General features: G+C 49.6%; 20 protein-coding genes and 1 tRNA gene. 5 read left to right on the top strand and 16 right to left on the bottom strand.

Going from position 1 to position 17,234, the window contains the following annotated elements:
• Positions 1–28 precede the first annotated feature (28 nt).
• Entirely contained in the window at positions 29–910 is an 882-nt protein-coding gene (gene sucD, locus ACKRDP_RS04250; RefSeq protein ID WP_409153511.1) for a succinate--CoA ligase subunit alpha, read from the bottom strand.
• Positions 911–913: 3 nt separating this feature from the next.
• Entirely contained in the window at positions 914–2,071 is a 1,158-nt protein-coding gene (sucC, locus tag ACKRDP_RS04255; protein WP_409153512.1) for an ADP-forming succinate--CoA ligase subunit beta, read from the bottom strand.
• A 71-nt stretch (positions 2,072–2,142) separates the two neighbouring features.
• On the opposite strand from sucC, the gene ACKRDP_RS04260 reads away from it, so the two are divergent.
• The 4 genes from ACKRDP_RS04260 to ACKRDP_RS04275 are packed head-to-tail and all read left to right on the top strand — an operon-like array spanning position 2,143 to position 5,223.
• Positions 2,143–3,777 (top strand): ABC1 kinase family protein, encoded by a 1,635-nt coding sequence (locus ACKRDP_RS04260; protein ID WP_409153513.1) that lies wholly within the window; start codon positions 2,143–2,145, stop codon positions 3,775–3,777.
• Between the two features lie 52 nt (positions 3,778–3,829).
• On the top strand, positions 3,830–4,759 hold the full coding sequence (ygfZ, locus tag ACKRDP_RS04265) for a CAF17-like 4Fe-4S cluster assembly/insertion protein YgfZ (protein WP_409153514.1): 930 nt from the start codon (positions 3,830–3,832) through the stop codon (positions 4,757–4,759).
• Positions 4,713–5,000: a nucleotidyltransferase domain-containing protein gene (locus tag ACKRDP_RS04270; RefSeq protein WP_409153515.1), complete on the top strand. Its 288-nt coding sequence runs from the start codon at positions 4,713–4,715 to the stop codon at positions 4,998–5,000. Before ygfZ ends, ACKRDP_RS04270 begins: the two co-directional genes overlap by 47 nt.
• Positions 4,969–5,223: a hypothetical protein gene (locus ACKRDP_RS04275; protein WP_409153516.1), complete on the top strand. Its 255-nt coding sequence runs from the start codon at positions 4,969–4,971 to the stop codon at positions 5,221–5,223. Before ACKRDP_RS04270 ends, ACKRDP_RS04275 begins: the two co-directional genes overlap by 32 nt.
• A 163-nt stretch (positions 5,224–5,386) precedes the next feature.
• Here ACKRDP_RS04275 and bioA read toward each other — a convergent pair whose 3' ends face one another.
• The 6 genes from bioA to ACKRDP_RS04305 form a co-directional block, all read right to left on the bottom strand.
• Complete coding sequence (gene bioA, locus ACKRDP_RS04280; protein ID WP_409153624.1) at positions 5,387–6,727, bottom strand: adenosylmethionine--8-amino-7-oxononanoate transaminase; 1,341 nt, start codon at positions 6,725–6,727, stop codon at positions 5,387–5,389.
• Complete coding sequence (rsmI, locus tag ACKRDP_RS04285) at positions 6,724–7,395, bottom strand: 16S rRNA (cytidine(1402)-2'-O)-methyltransferase (protein WP_409153517.1); 672 nt, start codon at positions 7,393–7,395, stop codon at positions 6,724–6,726. Before rsmI ends, bioA begins: the two co-directional genes overlap by 4 nt.
• A 1-nt stretch (position 7,396) precedes the next feature.
• Positions 7,397–8,191, bottom strand: coding sequence for a universal stress protein (locus tag ACKRDP_RS04290; protein WP_409153518.1), 795 nt, complete (start codon positions 8,189–8,191; stop codon positions 7,397–7,399).
• Entirely contained in the window at positions 8,181–10,562 is a 2,382-nt protein-coding gene (gene gyrB, locus ACKRDP_RS04295) for a DNA topoisomerase (ATP-hydrolyzing) subunit B (protein WP_409153519.1), read from the bottom strand. Before gyrB ends, ACKRDP_RS04290 begins: the two co-directional genes overlap by 11 nt.
• Positions 10,563–10,572: 10 nt before the next feature.
• Positions 10,573–10,648: transfer RNA gene (locus tag ACKRDP_RS04300), tRNA-Glu, on the bottom strand.
• 38 nt (positions 10,649–10,686) lie between these two features.
• Positions 10,687–11,754: a bis-aminopropyl spermidine synthase family protein gene (locus ACKRDP_RS04305; RefSeq protein ID WP_409153520.1), complete on the bottom strand. Its 1,068-nt coding sequence runs from the start codon at positions 11,752–11,754 to the stop codon at positions 10,687–10,689.
• Positions 11,755–11,814: 60 nt separating this feature from the next.
• On the opposite strand from ACKRDP_RS04305, the gene ACKRDP_RS04310 reads away from it, so the two are divergent.
• The gene (locus ACKRDP_RS04310; protein ID WP_409153521.1) at positions 11,815–12,459 is read left to right on the top strand and encodes a hypothetical protein; all 645 of its coding nucleotides are present in this window, start codon (positions 11,815–11,817) and stop codon (positions 12,457–12,459) included.
• Here the strand turns inward: ACKRDP_RS04310 and ACKRDP_RS04315 are convergent.
• From ACKRDP_RS04315 to ACKRDP_RS04350, 8 genes are read right to left on the bottom strand one after another with little or no spacing between them, the layout of a single operon-like run.
• Positions 12,435–12,656, bottom strand: coding sequence for a DUF2283 domain-containing protein (locus ACKRDP_RS04315; protein ID WP_409153522.1), 222 nt, complete (start codon positions 12,654–12,656; stop codon positions 12,435–12,437). The two genes, ACKRDP_RS04310 and ACKRDP_RS04315, sit on opposite strands and share 25 nt — an antisense overlap.
• A 26-nt stretch (positions 12,657–12,682) precedes the next feature.
• The gene (gene hisG, locus ACKRDP_RS04320; RefSeq protein ID WP_409153523.1) at positions 12,683–13,288 is read right to left on the bottom strand and encodes an ATP phosphoribosyltransferase; all 606 of its coding nucleotides are present in this window, start codon (positions 13,286–13,288) and stop codon (positions 12,683–12,685) included.
• Positions 13,289–13,303: 15 nt separating this feature from the next.
• The gene (locus tag ACKRDP_RS04325; RefSeq protein WP_409153524.1) at positions 13,304–13,993 is read right to left on the bottom strand and encodes a biotin--[acetyl-CoA-carboxylase] ligase; all 690 of its coding nucleotides are present in this window, start codon (positions 13,991–13,993) and stop codon (positions 13,304–13,306) included.
• Positions 13,986–15,257, bottom strand: a complete 1,272-nt coding sequence (locus ACKRDP_RS04330) for a Ni/Fe hydrogenase subunit alpha (RefSeq protein ID WP_409153525.1) — start codon at positions 15,255–15,257, stop codon at positions 13,986–13,988. The genes ACKRDP_RS04325 and ACKRDP_RS04330 overlap by 8 nt, the downstream gene beginning before the upstream one ends.
• Positions 15,254–15,997, bottom strand: coding sequence for an NADH-quinone oxidoreductase subunit B family protein (locus ACKRDP_RS04335; protein WP_409153526.1), 744 nt, complete (start codon positions 15,995–15,997; stop codon positions 15,254–15,256). The genes ACKRDP_RS04330 and ACKRDP_RS04335 overlap by 4 nt, the downstream gene beginning before the upstream one ends.
• Entirely contained in the window at positions 15,994–16,794 is an 801-nt protein-coding gene (locus ACKRDP_RS04340; RefSeq protein WP_409153527.1) for an FAD/NAD(P)-binding protein, read from the bottom strand. Before ACKRDP_RS04340 ends, ACKRDP_RS04335 begins: the two co-directional genes overlap by 4 nt.
• On the bottom strand, positions 16,788–16,997 hold the full coding sequence (locus tag ACKRDP_RS04345) for a DUF2283 domain-containing protein (RefSeq protein WP_409153528.1): 210 nt from the start codon (positions 16,995–16,997) through the stop codon (positions 16,788–16,790). The genes ACKRDP_RS04340 and ACKRDP_RS04345 overlap by 7 nt, the downstream gene beginning before the upstream one ends.
• Positions 16,998–17,010: 13 nt before the next feature.
• The gene (locus ACKRDP_RS04350) at positions 17,011–17,205 is read right to left on the bottom strand and encodes a hypothetical protein (RefSeq protein WP_409153529.1); all 195 of its coding nucleotides are present in this window, start codon (positions 17,203–17,205) and stop codon (positions 17,011–17,013) included.
• Positions 17,206–17,234: the final 29 nt, after the last annotated feature.

The raw sequence follows: 17,234 nt of genomic DNA on the forward strand, positions 1-17,234 counted from the left end.
CAGGTTCAATTTATCAATATAAACTTAATCATAGCCTGCCAAGTGTCTCCGCCACTCTCTTACCTATGAAGGCAGGGTTTTCTATAACATGAACCCCTGCATCTCTGAGAGCTTCCATCTTTGCCTGAGCGGTGCCTTTACCTCCGCTTATTATGGCTCCTGCGTGTCCCATGCGTCTTCCCGGTGGTGCGGTTATGCCAGCTATGTAGGCAAAGACGGGCTTTTTTACATAGCCCTTTATATACTCCGCCGCCTCTTCCTCTGCGGTTCCACCGATCTCCCCTATCATGAGTATGGCTTCCGTTTCCGGGTCTTCGTTGAACATGGCAATAACATCCCTGTGAGAAAGCCCGTGCACAGGGTCCCCGCCTATGCCCACGGCAGTGGATTGTCCAAGCCCATACTGGGTGAGCTGGTAAGAGGCTTCGTAGGTGAGCGTTCCGCTCCTTGAAACTATGCCGATTGTTCCTCTTTTAAATATGTGTCCGGGCATTATGCCCACCTTTGCCTCTCCAGGGGTTATCACCCCGGGGCAGTTGGGTCCTATAAGCTTTGCATCAGGGTAGTTTTTCCTCATATAGTCCTTTACCATCATCATGTCCCTGACGGGTATGCCTTCGGTGATGCAGACTACAAGCCTTATGCCTGCATCAAGGGCCTCCACTATAGCATCCCCTGCAAAAGCTGGAGGGACGAATATAAGAGAGCAGTTGGCACCGGTTTCTCTGACTGCATCCTCTACGGTGTTGAAAACAGGTATACCCTCCACCTGCTGACCTGCCTTGCCGGGCGTAACACCTGCCACCACCTGAGTGCCGTATGCCTTGCACTGGGTGGCATGGAAAGAGCCCTCTTTACCCGTGATGCCCTGAACGACTACCTTTGTGTTTTTGTCTACAAGGATTGACATGGTCTAACCTCCTTTAGATGCCTTCTCCACTGCCTTTTTGGCTCCATCCCACATGTCCTCTGCGTTTATGAAGTTGAGCCCAGATTCTGCAAGGAGTCTTCTTCCCTCCTCAACGTTGGTGCCCTCCATGCGGACAACCACGGGCACCTTTATCTCCACGATTTTTGCTGCCTCTATGAGACCATTTGCCAGCCTGTCGCAACGCAGAATTCCACCAAAGATGTTTATAAAGACTGCCTTTACATTTGGGTCTGCCATGAGTATTCTGAAGGCGTTGGCTATCTGTTCCACGTTTGCTCCTCCACCCACGTCAAGGAAGTTGGCGGGCTCGCCTCCGGCAAGCTTTATTATGTCCATGGTGGTCATGGCAAGTCCTGCACCGTTTACCATACAGCCTATGTTCCCATCCAGCTTTATGTAGTTGAGGTTGTATTTTTTTGCCTCCACCTCAAGGGGGTCAAGCTGGGTGAGGTCTTCAATTTCTTCAAGGTCTCTGTGCCTGAGGAGGGCATTGTCATCCAGCTCCACCTTGGCGTCTAAAAGCACAAGGCTTCCCTCCTTAGTGAGCACAAGAGGGTTTATCTCCACAAGGCTTGCATCCAGCTCCATGTATGCTCTGTATAGAGCCAGAGCTATCTTCACAAACTCGTTTACCGGAAGCCCCAGTCTGAAGGCTATTTTTCTTGCCTGAGAGGGCATAAGACCAAGGGCTGGGTCTATGTGTAGCATGTGTATGGCTTCGGGCTTTTCCTTTGCCACTTCCTCTATTTCCATACCACCTTCCGAAGAAGCCATGAGCACGGGCTTTGAAACCGCCCTGTCAAGGGTAATGGAAAGGTAGTATTCCCTTTCAATGTTGGTCGCCTTCTCTATCCAGACCCTGCTGACGGGCTTGCCATCGGGACACTGAAAGGTTTTGAGAACCTTGCCAAGCATTCCCTCTACCGCCTGCTGAAGCTCATCCATATTCCTGACCAGCTTTACGCCTCCAGCCTTTCCACGCCCACCACAGTGCACTTGTGCCTTTACCACAAGGGGAAACTCACCGAGTTCTTCTGCCGCCTGCAGAGCCTCCTGTGGAGAAAAGGCAACCCTTCCCTCTGGAACGGGTAGTCCGTATCTTTTCAGAAGCTCCTTTGCCTGATGCTCGTGCAGCTTCATGCCTGCCTCCAGAAGATTTTTAGGTTAAAAGATTATAGCAGAGGTCATAGGGTTTTAGGTATGCTTTAAATATGGCACACACCAGAAGGAAACTACACATAGCAAAAGTTCTTGCAAAGCATGGCTTTGGCTTTGTGTTGGCAAAAGCTGGACTTGGTTATTTACTTCCCTTCCACTGGGGTGTCATGGGACACAGAAAGAAGAAGGAGCCCTACAGGGAGGAGGAACATCTTAGGCTTGCTTTTGAGGAGCTTGGAGTAACCTTCATAAAGATAGGTCAGATACTCAGCACTAGGCCAGACATTATGCCAGAAAGCTACATACTTGAGCTTTCAAAACTTCAGGACAGGGTTCCACCCTCGGAACCGGAGCAGATAAGGAGGATAATTGAAGAAGAGCTTGGCAAGCCTGTGGAGGAGGTCTTTGAATACTTTGAGGATGAGCCCCTTGCCTCCGCATCCATAGGGCAGGTGCACAGGGCAAGGCTAAAGGATGGAAAGGAGGTAGTGCTCAAGGTCCAGAAGCCCGGTGTAGAGAAGGAAATAGAAGAGGACCTTGCCATACTTGAAGAGTTTGCAGAAAGAGCTTCAAGAACAGAACTTGGTAGAAGGTGGAACATACAGTCCCTTGTGGAGGAGTTTTCTTACACCATAAGGAATGAACTGGACTACATAAGGGAGGGGAGGAACTGTGAAACCTTTAGAAAGAATTTTCAGGATTACAGGGGTGTCTACATGCCAGAGGTTTATTGGGACTACACTACGAGGAGGGTTCTGTGCCTTGAGTATGTGGAGGGCATAAAGATAAACAGCGTGCCTGAACTAACAAAAGCGGGATACGACCTCAGGGCTCTTGCGAAGAGAGGTGCAAGGATATACATAAAGATGATATTTGAAGATGGCTTCTTCCATGCTGACCCACATCCGGGGAACTTTCTTGTCATGAAAGATGGAAGAATAGCCCTTCTGGACTACGGCATGGTGGGCACTGTGAGCAACATGGACAGGCTAAACCTCTTTCAGCTCATGTATGGCATACTCAGGAATGACCTTGACCTTGTGATGGATGCCCTCTACGATCTTGGAGTTTCTGCGAGAACAAGGAGCGAGAAATTCCTCAGCAGGGAGCTTGAAATACTCTTTTCTTACTACTTTATGCAACCCGTGAGGGAGGTCAAACTCTCCAAGGTAGTGAACGACACTCTGAGGCTTTCCTACAAATACAGGATGAAACTGCCCTCAGACCTATTCCTTCTTCTTAAAACCCTCGCTCTTGCGGAGGGGACTGCCATACAGCTTGACCCGGACTTCAGGCTTGTTAAGGAGATAGAGCCTCTTGTGAAAAAGGGGTTCAGGCGCATGATATTTCCCATGCTCACAAAAAGTGAGTTTGTGAAGAACACTCTAATGCTCACGAAGCTGGGGCTTGAGGCGGTGCCAAAGACAAAGAAGTTCTTAAGAGAGCTGGAGAGAGGAGAGCTGAGGGTATCCGTTGATTATACTGGAGAGGAAAAGCTTATTGAAGACCTTAGAAAAGATATAAACAGACTCGCCATGAGCGTTATAACCCTCGGCTTTATGATAGCCACAGCCATAATCCTTCTTTTTGTAGTTCCACATCTTTTGAAGGAGTTTGTAGTCTACCTGATGGCCGGACTGACCATCCTGATGGTGCTTTATGGTTTCGTGAAGCTGAGAAAGACGTAGGCTTGACCCCTGTCATTGAAAGGGAGTTCTGCTTTTCAGATAATTTTCACCTATGCAATGGCTCAGGTTAAGGAGAGGAAAGATAAAGGTCTACGGAAAAACCGGTAAATTACTTCCAAAGGGCATGGCAGAAGAGCATACCGCCTTCCTGCACAACCTGCTCACCAACGACATAAAGGGTATGAAAGAAAACACCCTCACTTACAACCTCTGGCTCAGACAGAACGGCTTTCCTATAGGGGAATTTTTTGTCTACAGGCTGGGGGACAGCTACCTGCTTGATACCCCCCTTGACCCTGATAGGGTGGTGGAGGAGTTCAACCGTCTTAAGCTCTCCATGAGGGTTTACTTTGAGGTGCTCAGCATGGAGCATGTTTTTGTCTTTGGTGAAGGTGTAGATGAGTTTCTCCTTTCTCGCTTCGGTTTTGCACAGCAGGAGGGTGAGGTAAGGGAGGCGAAGGGTGTTCTTGTAGCCTGCAACCCCATAAGGCTCAGAGAGAAGGGCTACGACCTTGTGGGAGACCTCTCGGGTCTGGAGCTTCCCGGAAAAGAGCTCTCTGAGGAGGAGTTTGAAGACCTCAGGGTTGAAAGGCTCGTGCCAGCGCTTGGCAAAGAGTTAAAGGATGGCTTTTCCCCTCTTGAGGCGTGCCTTCTAAAATATGCCATAAGCCTTACAAAGGGCTGTTATGTGGGTCAGGAAGCCATAGCAAGGGTCCACTACAGGGGAAGGCTTCCGAGGGTGCTGGCACTCTTTGAAGGTGAGGGGCTTTCAGAGGGTGAGAAGATAAGGCATGAAGACAAAGACATAGGCGTTATAACTTCTGTGAGCCCTCTCAGACCTCTTGCCCTTGGTTATGTGCTCAGAGCAAAGACACAGACCCAGAAAGTCTTTGAGACGGACAGGGGAAACAGGGTAGAATTGTTGAGGCTGTGCGATGAGGCTGTCGGAGGAGGAGAGAAGGGCTCTAAAGAAAGCACTTGAAGGCTTTGAGGGTGAGGTTTATCTCTTTGGCTCAAGGCTGAGGGACGACCTCAGGGGTGGGGACATAGACATATTGCTGATTCCTTCAAAGCCGGAAAACCCCGTAGAGCTCGCCCTCAGAGTTCAGACAAAGTTTTTCATGGAATGCGAGCAGGACATAGACGTGCTCGTCTACAGAGATAAGCCCTTTTTCAGAGAGATGCTGAAGAATGCAAAAAGGATTCGTCCAGAAGAGCTTTGAAGATGTGCTGAAAAGCAAAAGACTTCTGGAGGCTTCCATAAAGGGCTACACACCCTACGACCCAAAGAGGGAATATGAGCCGGAGGAGCTTGAAAGGTATGATGCTATGAGCTTCAGGTTTGAAAAGTTTGTGGAAACCGTACTGAGCTTTTTTACCACCCTTGAGCTGTATCTTTTTGGCAAAAAGTCAGACACTCTGAGAAACAGACTTCTCAGGCTTTAGAGGGCGGGTTTTGTTAAAGATGCGGAGCTCTGGCTCAGTGCGAGGCTTCTGAGAAACAAGATAGCTCACACATACCTCCCGGAAGAGCTTGGCGAACTTTTAGAAGTGGTGGTGGACTTCTCAAAAAAGCTCTTTGTGGAGACAGAAACACTGAAGGACAGGTTCAAAGCTGAGCTATAGCCCACTTGAGAGTGTCCAGCACATAGTCCATATCCTCAAGGCTTATCACCAGTGGCATCATGAGCACCATCACATCGCCCAGGGGTCTGAGAAAGACGCCCCTTTCTCTGCATCTGTAAGCAACCTTAAAGCCGGTTCTTTCTCCGTAGGGGAACTTCTCGCCGGTGCTTCTGTCCTTTACCAGCTCTATGCCTGCCATAAAGCCCAGCTGTCGCACATCTCCCACGTGGGGAAGCTCCCAGAACTCCTGGAGCCTCTTTGAGAGATGCTCTATCTTGGGCTGGAGTTTTTCCAGAGTTTTCTCCTTCTCAAAGACCTCAAGGTTTGCCAGAGCCACCGCACAGGCGAGGTTGTTGCCCGTGTAGGTGTGTCCATGATAGAAGTGCTTTAGCTCTCCAAACTCTCCCAGAAAGGCGTTGAAGACCTCCTCTGTGGTGAGCGTTGCCGCAAGGGGAAGATATCCTCCAGTGATGCCCTTTCCGAGGCACATAAAGTCAGGGCTAACCCCTTCCTGCTCACAGTAAAACATACTTCCCGTCCTTCCAAAGCCCGTTGCCACCTCGTCCACTATAAGGAGTGTGTTGTACTTTCTCGTTAGCTCTCTCACACCCCTTAAAAAGCCCCTTGGAAAGGGAAGCATGCCCGCTGCACCCTGAATGCCCGCCTCAAGGCTAACTGCCACAATGTCATCCCTGCTCTTGAGAGTCTCCTCCAGCATGCTCAAAAGCTCATCCCTGCACTCTTCACAGAGCCCGCCATATCTCTCTCTGCAGAATAGGTAGGGTGAAGGTAGCTTTATGGTTTCAAAGAGCAGGTCTCTGTAGGTGCCATGAAAAAGGTCAATGCCTCCAACGCTTACCGCTCCAAGGGTGTCCCCATGGTAGGCTTCCGAAAGGGTAATAAAGACCCTTCTCCTTTCTCCTATGTTTCTCCAGTACTGATAAGCCAGCTTGAGGGCAATCTCCACTGCCTCCGCACCGTCCTCCGAATAAAAGACCTTTGTAAGACCCTCTGGAGCAATCTCCATGAGCCTTTTTGCCAACAATATGGCAGGCACGTTGGAGCTTCCGAGGGTGGTGGTGTGAGCCACCTTCTGAAGCTGTTCAATGAGGGCTCTGTTTAGCTCTGGGTGGTTGTGTCCGTGCACGTTGCACCACAGCGAAGATATGGCATCAATAAATCTCCTCCCCTTTATGTCATACAGATAAACGCCCTCTCCCCTTTCAAATATGAGGTTTTCCTCCTCCCGGTAGACCTTCATCTGGGTGAAAGGATGCCAGAAGTATTCCTTATCCCAGCGGTCAAGGAGCTGTGGGTCTGTCATGAAATCCTCCACGACACAACCACCTCACCCTTTATATCTCCCCTGCCTTCCAGCTCTTTGAGCACCTCAGAAAGTTTACCTCTGATGTATTCTTCGTGAAGCTTTGTGAGCTCTCTGGCAACGCAAACGGGAAGCTCCCCACCGTAGACTTTCTCCATCGCCTGCAAGCTTTTCAGGAGTCTGTTGGGTGACTCAAAGGCTATGAGGGTAGTGTCTGTATAAGCTTTTAGCTCTTCATAGAACTTCTCAAGCCCCTTTCGTGGCAAAAAGCCCACAAAGGCAAACCTGTCGGTGGGCAGGCCCGAGCCCACAAGGGCTGTAAGCACTGCACTTGGTCCGGGGACGACCTCCACTGGAATGCCCTTTTCTATGCAGGCTCTAATTAGCCTGTAACCCGGGTCTGAAATGGATGGCATGCCCGCATCGCTCACCAGCGCCACGTCTTCCTTTTCAAGGAGCTTGAGCACCTTTGGCACCTGCACGCTTTCCTTGGGCTCGTAGTAGGATATGAGTTTTTTTTCCTTTATGTTGTAGTGGTTTAGCAGTATGAGGGTTCTCCTTGTGTCTTCACAGGCTATAAAGTTCACGCTCTGGAGGACCTCAAGAGCCCTCAGGGTTATGTCTTTGAGGTTTCCGATGGGCGTAGCCACCACATAGAGCTTCCCCATATCACTTCACCAGAAGAAGGGGTATGTTTATGTGATGCATCACAAAGCTGGTGACGCTTCCAAGGAAAAGCTCCCTAACCCTACCCTTTGAGTAAGCACCCATAAGAAGAAGGTCAACACCTGTCTCCTGACAGTGGCTTAATATTCTTTCTTCCGGTATCCCGGGCACAACCTGAAGCTCAACTCCCTCGGGCTTTTCAGGTGGCTCTTCTCCTACGTAGAGGGCATGAAGCCGGGCACCGTATATCCCTGAAAGCTCTCTTGCCAGTTTCAGGACCTTCTTTGATACCTCTCCTCCGTCGTAGGCAACACATATATTGCTTACTGGGGCCTTTTCTTCAGGCACAAGCATAACGGGAGCCCTGCTCCTTCTTGATACCACCTCTGCAGTGGAGCTCAGAAGAAAGCCCCTCACCGGTCTTTTCCCGCTTCTCCCGATTATGAGAAGGTCCTCCGGGTCTACCTGATTAACAAGCTCCTCATAGGGAATTCCCACCGTCTGGAAAGAGGAAACCCTTATTCCTCTCTGCCTTCCTTCAGTGAGAAACTCCTCAATCAGGGCATTTGCCTGCTCCTCAAAGAAATCTCTCACCTTCTGGGATATGCCCAGATAATAGGTAAAGCCCAGCACGCCAGCAAGGTCTTCCAGAAAGCTCTCCTCCAGAAGCCTGCTGTCTATTATGTGAACGCCCACCACAGGAATGGATAGCTTCTCCCCCAGCTCAAAGGCGTAATCCTTGGCAGTCCAGCCAGCACTTGAGCCATCTATGCCCACTACTATTCTCTTAAACGTCAAGGTTCCTTACCTCTCTTGCATAGGCCTCTATAAACTCCCTTCTGGGCTCCACTTCTTCTCCCATCAGTATGGAGAATATCCTGTCTGCCTCTGCAGCGTCTTCTATGGTAACCTTCAGAAGCCTCCTTGTGGCCGGGTTCATGGTGGTTTCCCAGAGCTGTTCTGGGTTCATCTCCCCAAGACCTTTATATCTCTGTATTTCAAAGGACTCTTTGACGAGCTCAAAAACCTTTGAATAAAAGTCCTGAGGAGCTTCAATCTCCACCGTCTTCCTTTCGTAAGAAACCTTCACGGGAAACCTCACCTTAGAGCCCTCAAGGAGGGACCTGTAAGAGAGAGAAGAAAGGAAGTCCGCATCCACCATTACCCTTCTGCCCGTAAGCCTGTCTCTGAAGACTATTTCATAGGCATCCTCAAGCCTGTCATAGCGCACATCTATGACCATGTCTGGGAGCTCTTTCTCCAGCTCTTTCACCTTCTGGCTGAGGGTTGAAGCATCTCTGAGGCTTTCCTCCGTAAGCCCTGCGGTCAGAAGGGCTCTGAGAATGTCCTCACCCTTGAGCCTTGCTATTGCCCTGTAGCTTTCTTCAATATCTCTGATTTCTCTAAGGACCTGGAGGAGTGCCTCACCCCTGAGCTCTGTTCCATTGCTGTCTGTGAGCAATGCTTCTTCTTCAAGGGCTTTGAGCAGAAAGCCCTCAAGCTCCCTATCATCTTTGAGATACTGAACCTTCTTGCCCTTTTTGACCCTGTAAAGGGGCGGCTGAGCTATGTAAAGGTGCCCCTCTTCTATCAGCTTTGGCATGTATCTGTAAAAGAAGGTAAGAAGGAGCGTCCTTATGTGCGAGCCGTCCACGTCAGCATCCGTCATCAATATTATTCTGTGATACCTTAGCTTTGAAGTGTCAAGGTCTTCACCTATGCCACAGCCAAGGGAGCTCACTATGGTTCTGACCTCTTCGTTGGAGAAAACCTTGTCAAGCCTTGCCTTCTCCACATTAAGGATTTTGCCCCTTAGGGGCAGGATTGCCTGAGTTCTCCTGTCTCTGCCCTGTTTGGCAGAGCCACCTGCCGATTCGCCCTCCACTATGAATATCTCACACTTGCTGGGGTCCTTTTCAGAGCAGTCCGCCAGCTTTCCGGGAAGAGAGGAATCCTCAAGGGGAGACTTTCTCCGCACCAGCTCCTTTGCCTTCTTGGCAGCTTCTCTTGCAAGGGCAGCCTCCACAGCCTTTTCCACTATAAGTCTGAAAAGGTCTCTGTTGGTGTCAAAGTATTCAGAGAGGTATTCGTAGGTTATGGACTCCACTATGTTTTTTACATTCTGGTTTCCCAGCTTGGTTTTTGTCTGACCCTCAAACTGCGGCTCTGGCACCCTGCAGGATATGACTGCCACAAGACCTTCCCTGAGGTCTTCGCCTGTTATGGTTTCCTTTAGCTCTTTTTGCAGCTTTATGCTGGGAAGGACCTTCATAACCGCCTTTGTAAGCCCAGACCTGAAGCCTGTAAGGTGTGTCCCACCCTCAAGGGTCTTTATGTTGTTTACAAAGGTCTCCACAGACTCCCTGTAGTCTTTTGTATAACTGAAGGCTATATCCGCATAAACTCCGTCTCTTTCTCCTCTGATTCTTATAATCTCCTCAAAGAGGGGCTCTTTGCCAGCAGAGAGAAACCTCACAAGGTCCTCTATGCCCTTCTCAAACCTGAAGGTTATGTCCTTGCCACTTCTTTCGTCTATCAGTCTGAAGGTGCAATCGGGATTGAGGTATGCCAGCTCCCTTATGCGTCTTTCCACTATGTCAAACTTTATTTTTGTAGTTTCAAAAATCTCCGGGTCAGGCTTGAAAACCACCTTTGTCCCGCGCCTTGTGGTGCTACCCACCACCTTCACAGGGTAAAGTGGCTCTCCTCTCCTGTATTCCTGCTTGTAAATTTTGCCCTCCCTGTAAACCTCCACCATAAGCCACTCGGAGAGGGCATTTACCACAGATGCACCCACGCCATGAAGACCGCCAGAGTATCTGTATACCTTCTTGTCAAACTTCCCCCCTGCCCCCAGCATGGTAAAGACCATCTGAACGGCAGGAATACCCGTCTCTGGATGAATGTCTACAGGTATTCCCCTTCCATCATCCTCCACAGCCACAGAGCCATCTACATGAATTATCACTGTTATATGGCTGGCATAGCCAGCCATGTGTTCGTCCACGGCGTTGTCAAGGATTTCCCATATTAGATGATGAAAGCCCCTTTCCCCTATGTCTCCTATATACATGGAGGGCCTGAGGCGAACGTGTTGAAGACCGGTGACTGCCTTTATATCTGTTGCTTGATAGTCTATCTGGGTGTTTTCTTCTCTCTTCTCGCTCATGTTTGTAAAGCACCCCCAGCGGGATTCGAACCCGCGATCTCCGCCTTGAAAGGGCGGTGTCCTGGACCGGGCTAGACGATGGGGGCTAAATCTTTATAAAGTATAGCATACATAAAGTTCTGTGTCAAGTGGTGGAGCCTTCCTCATCAAGGTAGAAAACATCCTCTGAAATTGGCTCATTCCACCTCTTAAAGCCGGGCAGAGCCTCTATTCTATACCACGCAGACCTGTACCATACGCCCTGGGGTTGTCTTTTAACTGGGGCAACCTCTGCCGCCTTTGTTTCAGGATGATAATCCCATGTTATGTAGGCATTAAAGTCCTGGACTATGTCCGTTATAGCTACACCGAACTCTGTGGTCAGCGCCACCTGAAAGTCCCTCCAGCGGAAGACAGAGGAGTCTCTGAGGGTGAGACCAAAGTATCCGACGCCGCCATCCTCCTTGAGGGTTGCTATCCCCCTGCCTATAAAGGCCCTGAAAGCCGGCAGTGTCTCAGGTGGGTCTGAGACAAACACATCGTAATGTCCGAGTATCTCCTCAGGAAAGGGATTCCTGAGGTCCCAGACCCTTGCCTCTGCGTTGTTTATGTTTAGCTCCCTGAAGATTCTATTGTCAAAGTCTATGAGCCTTTTGTCTATATCTATAACCAGCACGCTGCGTGCCTTCCTTGAAAGGGCAACTGCAAGACCCGTCAGATCGTCCTCTGCACCGAGGACTAGAATGTCTTTGTTCCTGAGGTCGCCCCTTGAATCCATAAAGAGGACCCTGGCAACGGTAGTCTCAGGGGTGACAGAGCCCTGGTCGTAATCCCTTATGGCCTTTGGCCTGTCCTTTGTGACCTGAAGAAACTCTCTGTAGAAGTCTATGTCTGCATAGAAGGGTATGCCCCTGCCTTCGCACGCCTGACATACGTAATCCACGTAGGGCTCTATGCCCAGTTCCCTCACAAGGTCAAAACCTTTCTGGGTAAGCCTTATGTTCTCTTCATCATCTATAAAAGCTATGCCCCTCTCAACCAGAGTTTTCACTATACCAGAGGCAGCAGGGACTGGAAGGTCTGACATGTCCACCACTTCCCAGAAGTCTCCGCTTCTGAGCAGAGCAGAAAGCACACGCTCTATGTTCTTCTTGTAAACCCTGACGCCGCCTATCTCCCTCGCTCTGCCTGCAAGTTCAACGAGGATGCTCAATATACCACCTCCAGTAAAAGAGTCAAAGCTGTATAATTATAGCACAGTCAGGAGGGCAAAATGAAAATACAGAAGCTTTTTAGAGAAGTTCAGCAGGACCTGAAGGGGCTTGAACCCTTTTCAGACTGGCAGGAGCTATCCCCCACCTTTGAGAAATACCCCCTAGGAGATTGCACCCTTGTGGTGGCCACTATAGAAGATGGAGACTTTGAAAGGCTCACCGGTATATTCCAGAGCAGAGAAGAAGCTATGGGAGCCTTTCTCAGCGTGGCCATGGAGCACGGGTGGGAAGAGGTGCCACAGACTTACTGCATATATCATGCTCAGGAGGCAAACGGCAAGCTTATGGCTGGGTTAAAATTCGGGCAAGAGGTAAATATCTACGAGCAGACAACGGTGGAGCAGATGGTTCAGCTCATGGCAAGGGTTCACAGGGTAGTTGTTTACTCCTCTGATGTGGTCACCTTCATAAAGGACATATACCCCGAAATAGACCAGAAGGTGTATGTGATAGCAAGGGAGATAGCCAGAAAACTGGGCAAAGCACCAGAGCTTGAGGAGCTTGCCAAAATCTACGGTATGCCCGCGGAAAGCCTTGAGGACAAGCTAAAGCTCATAGAAAAACTGCTCCAGAACCCGGTAAGAACTCCCTACGGAGAGTTGGAGCTACCGCCCTTCAGCTATCCGCTTGCAGAATGTGAGTAGATGGTGGTGGTTATGGTGCTTAGGTCTGCCTTCCTTTCCTTCAGCCATAGGATTTCTATGCCGACGGGATTGCCCTCGTGGTCGTAGTCTACTAATATACCCTCAGCTATTTCTTCAGTGCGTGCCACACGAACAGTTTCCACCTCCCTCAGGTAAACATACACCGCATCAGCCACTGGGTCGTAGGTTATCCTCATCTGAATTTATTCTATTCCATGTGCATTTACAAGAGCTTTTCTAAGATTTCCATCACCTCCTCCCGCATGTTTCTGTAGCTTGCCCTGTTGCAAACAAGCATGGCAGTGGATGTGGTTATCTCTTCCACAACCACTAGGTTGTTTTCCTTCAGAGTCCTTCCCGTCTGCACAAGGTCCACTATAAAGTCGGAAAGTCCCATGATGGGAGCCAGTTCTACAGAGCCACTCAGTGGAATTACCTTACATCTCACGCCCTTTTCTGAGAAAAACTCCTGAGTGATGCGTGGATACTTGGTAGCTACCTTGAGGTAAGAGCTTTTCAGGTATCTTTCTCTGCCTTCCTCCTTTCCTGCCACCACAATCTTGCAGAAGCCTATGCCAAGGTCAAGGAGCACATACAGGTCTGGCTTTTTCTCAAGGAGCACATCTCTGCCCACCACGCCAAGGTCAGCCACCCCGTTTTCCACGTAGACGGGCACATCTGATGGCTTTACAAGAAGAAACTCGTATCCTCCCACCCTTACGCTGAGCCTTCTTCCCTCCTCAAAGCCCCTGTCTATTATTCCTCTCTTCAGGAAGAGCTCCAGGCTTTCCTCAAAGAGCCTGCCTTTTGGTAGGGCTATTCTCAGCATGGCTTTAGTATAGCATCAAAAGGCTCTCAGGGTAATTTCACCCACGCTGAAAGACTTCAGACCATCCTGTGTCTGGAGCAGAAGGCTTCCATCTTCCCCAATCCCCTGCAGTATGCCTACAAGAGGCTCTGGCGTGTAGAGAATCACCTCGCTCTCTTTAAAAAGCAGCCTCTCCTCTATCTCTTTCCTGAAGGCTCCAAAACCCTCTTGCTGAAGCCTCTTCAGGTCCCCCTCTAAATAAGTGAGAAGTTCTAGGAGAAAATCCACTCTTTGGTAGGTCTTCCCGGAAAGCATCCTGAGGGATGCCCCATCAATCCACTCTGGAAAGCTCTCCTGATTGAGATTTATTCCCACACCCAGCAATATCCTTTCTCTGAGCCTCTCTGTCAGCACGCCACAGACCTTTTTGCCACCCACATAAACATCGTTGACCCACTTTATGGCAGGCATAAAGCCAAGCTTTTTCAGATAGTGGGCAACGGAGTGGGCAACCACGAGGGGAAGGGTCATCTCATCCCTTATTCCCACCGGAAGTGAAAGGCTAAAGTATAGACCACCCTCTGGGGAGTGCCAGCTTCTGCCCAGTCTTCCCCGACCGGAGGTCTGCCTGTTTGCTACCACCACCGTGCCCTCGGGAAAATTCTTTTCCTTTAAAAAGTCCTGCGTAGAGGGGAGCTCTTCAAGCCAGATAAGGCTTTTAAGCATACTTCAGGTTTACCCTCAGAAAATGGGTGGCACAGGATATGCATGGGTCAAAGCTTCTTATTATGGGCTCTGCCTGGTCTCTGAGGAGCTCTTCTGTGGGGCTATCCTGTCTTCTTATGAACTCCCAGAGCACAAGCTCCATGACTCTCTGGTTCTGGGATGTGGGTGGCACTATGTCCGCACTGAGAATCCTGCCCTCCTCGTCAAAGGCGTAATGGTGCCAGAGAATGCCCCTCGGAGCCTCAGAAACTCCGTAGCCTTCAGAGCTTTTTGGCACTACTTTAACCCTCGTTACTTCGGGTCTTCTGTATTCCCTTACCATATGGACAGCTCTTTCCAGAGAGTGCACCAACTCTATCATTCTCACAAGGAGGCTCCTGTAGGGATTCCTTACTGGGGGCTCAAGTCCCACTTTTGTAGCCATCTCCCTTGCAAGGGTTGAAAGCCTTTCAAAGGCGTTGTTGAAGCGTGAAAGAGGACCCACCACATACACCTTTCCATCCTTCGTCATGGCATGCTTGGCGGTGGAGTAGGGAACTTCAAACTCCACAAAGAAGTCCTTAAAATCCCTGGGGCTTATCCTCTCTCCCTCAAGGTGTATGTTTCCCTTGAGGATGGGATAGTCCTCCTCAAGGAGTGAGACAAAGAGCACATTTGAGAGCTCAAGCTCTGGAAAGTGTAGCTCTGCAAGCCTTTCTGTAGCCCACATAGCCTTATCAAGGGCTTTTTCCAGGACTTCCTTCAGGGATGTCAGGCTCTCTGGAAGATGGCTGAAGCCTCCCGGCACTACGGAAACGGGATGGGAGGTCCTGCCACCAAGGGTCTGGATTATAAGACTACCCGCCCGCTTTATTTCCATACCTGCAAGCACAAGCTCTCTGTCTACCTTTGAAAGTTCAAGGACAGAAGGGACTCTGAAAAAGTCAGGAAGATGAAGGAAAAAGACATGAAGGGCATGGCTCTGAATCCACTCGCCAAAATACATGAGCCTTCTCACCTTTTCCACATCCTCAGGAATTTTCACACCAAAGGCATCTTCCACTGCCTGGACACCGCTCATCTGATAGGCAACGGGGCATATACCACATATACGTGCAGTAATGTCAGGTATCACATAATAGGGCTTGCCCCTGAGGATACCCTCTATGAACCTAGGAGGCTCGTAGATGGAAAGCCTCAGGCTCTCTGGCCTCCCATTTCTCAGGAATACCTCAAGGCTTCCTTCTCCTTCCACTCTGGTGAGTGCATCAATCCGGACCTTCATAGCCATTCCCTTATGCTCTTATTGTAGCCGTTGAAGGAGACCTGTAGAAGCTCTCTTAGGGTTTCTTCAGAAAGCCCCAGCCTGCGGTAGCCCTCCAGAAGAGCCTGAAGGTCAGGCTTTTCCACAGGACCATAACAGCCGTAACATCCCCTTTTGTAGCTGGGGCAGAGGGCCCCGCATCCAGCTACCGTAACAGGTCCAAGGCAAAGGAGCCCGTAAGCAACCACCACGCAGGGGTTTCCCCTTCTCTTGCACTCAAGACAGAGGGGATAAGAAGGAAGCTGTGGAGTCCTGCCATGCAGGAGGGCAACTACGACTTCTCTTAGAGATTCTCTGTTTATTGGACACCCTCTAATCTCAAGGTCCACCCTTACAAAGTCAGAAATGGGTTTTGAATGCGGATTGACATCGTATCTCTGAGAATAGACAGAAGAGTATAGCTCTGGAAAGTCCTGAAAGTTTCTTGCAGACTGAATGCCTCCCGAGACTGCACAGGCTCCTATGGCAACAAGGAATTTTGAATTTTCCCTTATCCTCCTTATCCTCTCTTCCTCCTCGGGCGTGGAAACAGAACCCTCAACGAAGACAAGGTCAAACTTTCCCCACCTGTTTGAGGAGCTCGCCTCAAGGAAATAGTCTATGCTCAGCACCTCTGAGAGTGTCAATAGCTCCTCCTCCAGCTCAAAGAAGGCAAGCTGACAGCCATCGCAAGAGGAAAACTTGAAAACTCCTACCCTCATACCTCTTTCCTCTCAAAGTATTCCCTTATAAGGTCATACCTGAATATGGGACCGTCCTTGCAGACAAAATAAGGACCTATCATGCAATGCCCACATGTTCCCACGGAGCACTTCATGTGCCTCTCAAGGGAGGCGTATATGTTGCTGAGGGGAACGCCCTTTTCCTGAAGCACCCCCACGCAGGCTTTTACCATGGGGTCGGGTCCGCAGACAAAAACCACAGTATCCCTGTCAAGCTCTACCTCCCTGATAAGCTCTGTTATGAGCCCAACTCTTCCTTTCCATCTGGGGTCTGGTCTGTCAAGGGTTATGTGAAACTCTGCCCCCGAGCTCCACTCCTCGTAGAGGTATCTGTATAAAAGACTGTCATAATCCTTTGAACCATAAAGGTGCACGAGCCTTTTCACCGGCGCCTTCATGGCCTCCTCAAAGACCCATCTTGTGGCAGCAAGCCCGAGACCCCCAGAAAGTATCAGGAGGGTCTTACCATAAGCCTCTTCAAGGTTCCACCTGTTTCCATATGGACCTCTCCAGTAGAGAAGGTCGCCTTCTTTTAGCTGGTCTATATGTCTTGTCACATCACCCACCGCTCTAACCGTGTGCACCACATAGTTGTCGACCTTGCTTGCTATGGTGATGGGTGCCTCCCCCATACCAAAGGCGTAGAGCATGTTGTATTGTCCAGGAAGCGCCCTCTCCCGTGCCTCTACATAAAAGGTGTAGACTCCCTCGCATTCTTTTATGACCCTGAGAACCTCTCCTGCCTTAAGGGTGTATGTGTTTATAATCATCAACATTCTCTTACTTCAAGGGGTATGTTCAGTTCCTCACCTTTTTTCTGTCTCTCTGACCATCCCCATATTTCTATTCCCACAACCTGGTTGTGCTCATCGTAGTCCAGGACAATCCCCATCTCTTCAATATGTTCGCTGTCAATTGCAGGTCTGTCCCTTAACTTTATGTAAAGCACGTCAACATCACGATGGTAGGCTATTCGCATAACCCCTTTCTCCTTAAACTTCTATCAAAAAAAATACGGTAACCACTATTAATATATCGTCAGAGCTTTCTGTGACAATCTTTAAACACCTTCCAGCAACTTTCTTTATTCTCCACTGTCTATTTACATACTTGGGGTCCTGAATTATGTAATCGGGTTCAATGGCGTATTCCACAATTTTCTCTAAGGTGACCCCTTTACTTATCATGAAGCTGCCTCTTTCTCTCCACGCATCTT

Source organism: Pampinifervens navoyensis, assembly GCF_046159715.1.
GTDB lineage: Bacteria > Aquificota > Aquificia > Aquificales > Aquificaceae > Pampinifervens.

Bases quoted from the DNA above. Each gene is read 5' to 3' on its own strand.
- sucD (WP_409153511.1), bottom strand. From the start codon at position 910: ATGTCAATCCTTGTAGACAAAAACACAAAGGTAGTCGTTCAGGGCATC.
- sucC (WP_409153512.1), bottom strand. From the start codon at position 2,071: ATGAAGCTGCACGAGCATCAGGCAAAGGAGCTTCTGAAAAGATACGGA.
- ACKRDP_RS04260 (WP_409153513.1), top strand. From the start codon at position 2,143: ATGGCACACACCAGAAGGAAACTACACATAGCAAAAGTTCTTGCAAAG.
- ygfZ (WP_409153514.1), top strand. From the start codon at position 3,830: ATGCAATGGCTCAGGTTAAGGAGAGGAAAGATAAAGGTCTACGGAAAA.
- ACKRDP_RS04270 (WP_409153515.1), top strand. From the start codon at position 4,713: ATGAGGCTGTCGGAGGAGGAGAGAAGGGCTCTAAAGAAAGCACTTGAA.
- ACKRDP_RS04275 (WP_409153516.1), top strand. From the start codon at position 4,969: ATGCAAAAAGGATTCGTCCAGAAGAGCTTTGAAGATGTGCTGAAAAGC.
- bioA (WP_409153624.1), bottom strand. From the start codon at position 6,727: ATGACAGACCCACAGCTCCTTGACCGCTGGGATAAGGAATACTTCTGG.
- rsmI (WP_409153517.1), bottom strand. From the start codon at position 7,395: ATGGGGAAGCTCTATGTGGTGGCTACGCCCATCGGAAACCTCAAAGAC.
- gyrB (WP_409153519.1), bottom strand. From the start codon at position 10,562: ATGAGCGAGAAGAGAGAAGAAAACACCCAGATAGACTATCAAGCAACA.
- ACKRDP_RS04310 (WP_409153521.1), top strand. From the start codon at position 11,815: ATGAAAATACAGAAGCTTTTTAGAGAAGTTCAGCAGGACCTGAAGGGG.
- ACKRDP_RS04315 (WP_409153522.1), bottom strand. From the start codon at position 12,656: ATGAGGATAACCTACGACCCAGTGGCTGATGCGGTGTATGTTTACCTG.
- hisG (WP_409153523.1), bottom strand. From the start codon at position 13,288: ATGCTGAGAATAGCCCTACCAAAAGGCAGGCTCTTTGAGGAAAGCCTG.
- ACKRDP_RS04325 (WP_409153524.1), bottom strand. From the start codon at position 13,993: ATGCTTAAAAGCCTTATCTGGCTTGAAGAGCTCCCCTCTACGCAGGAC.
- ACKRDP_RS04330 (WP_409153525.1), bottom strand. From the start codon at position 15,257: ATGAAGGTCCGGATTGATGCACTCACCAGAGTGGAAGGAGAAGGAAGC.
- ACKRDP_RS04335 (WP_409153526.1), bottom strand. From the start codon at position 15,997: ATGAGGGTAGGAGTTTTCAAGTTTTCCTCTTGCGATGGCTGTCAGCTT.
- ACKRDP_RS04340 (WP_409153527.1), bottom strand. From the start codon at position 16,794: ATGTTGATGATTATAAACACATACACCCTTAAGGCAGGAGAGGTTCTC.
- ACKRDP_RS04345 (WP_409153528.1), bottom strand. From the start codon at position 16,997: ATGCGAATAGCCTACCATCGTGATGTTGACGTGCTTTACATAAAGTTA.
- ACKRDP_RS04350 (WP_409153529.1), bottom strand. From the start codon at position 17,205: ATGATAAGTAAAGGGGTCACCTTAGAGAAAATTGTGGAATACGCCATT.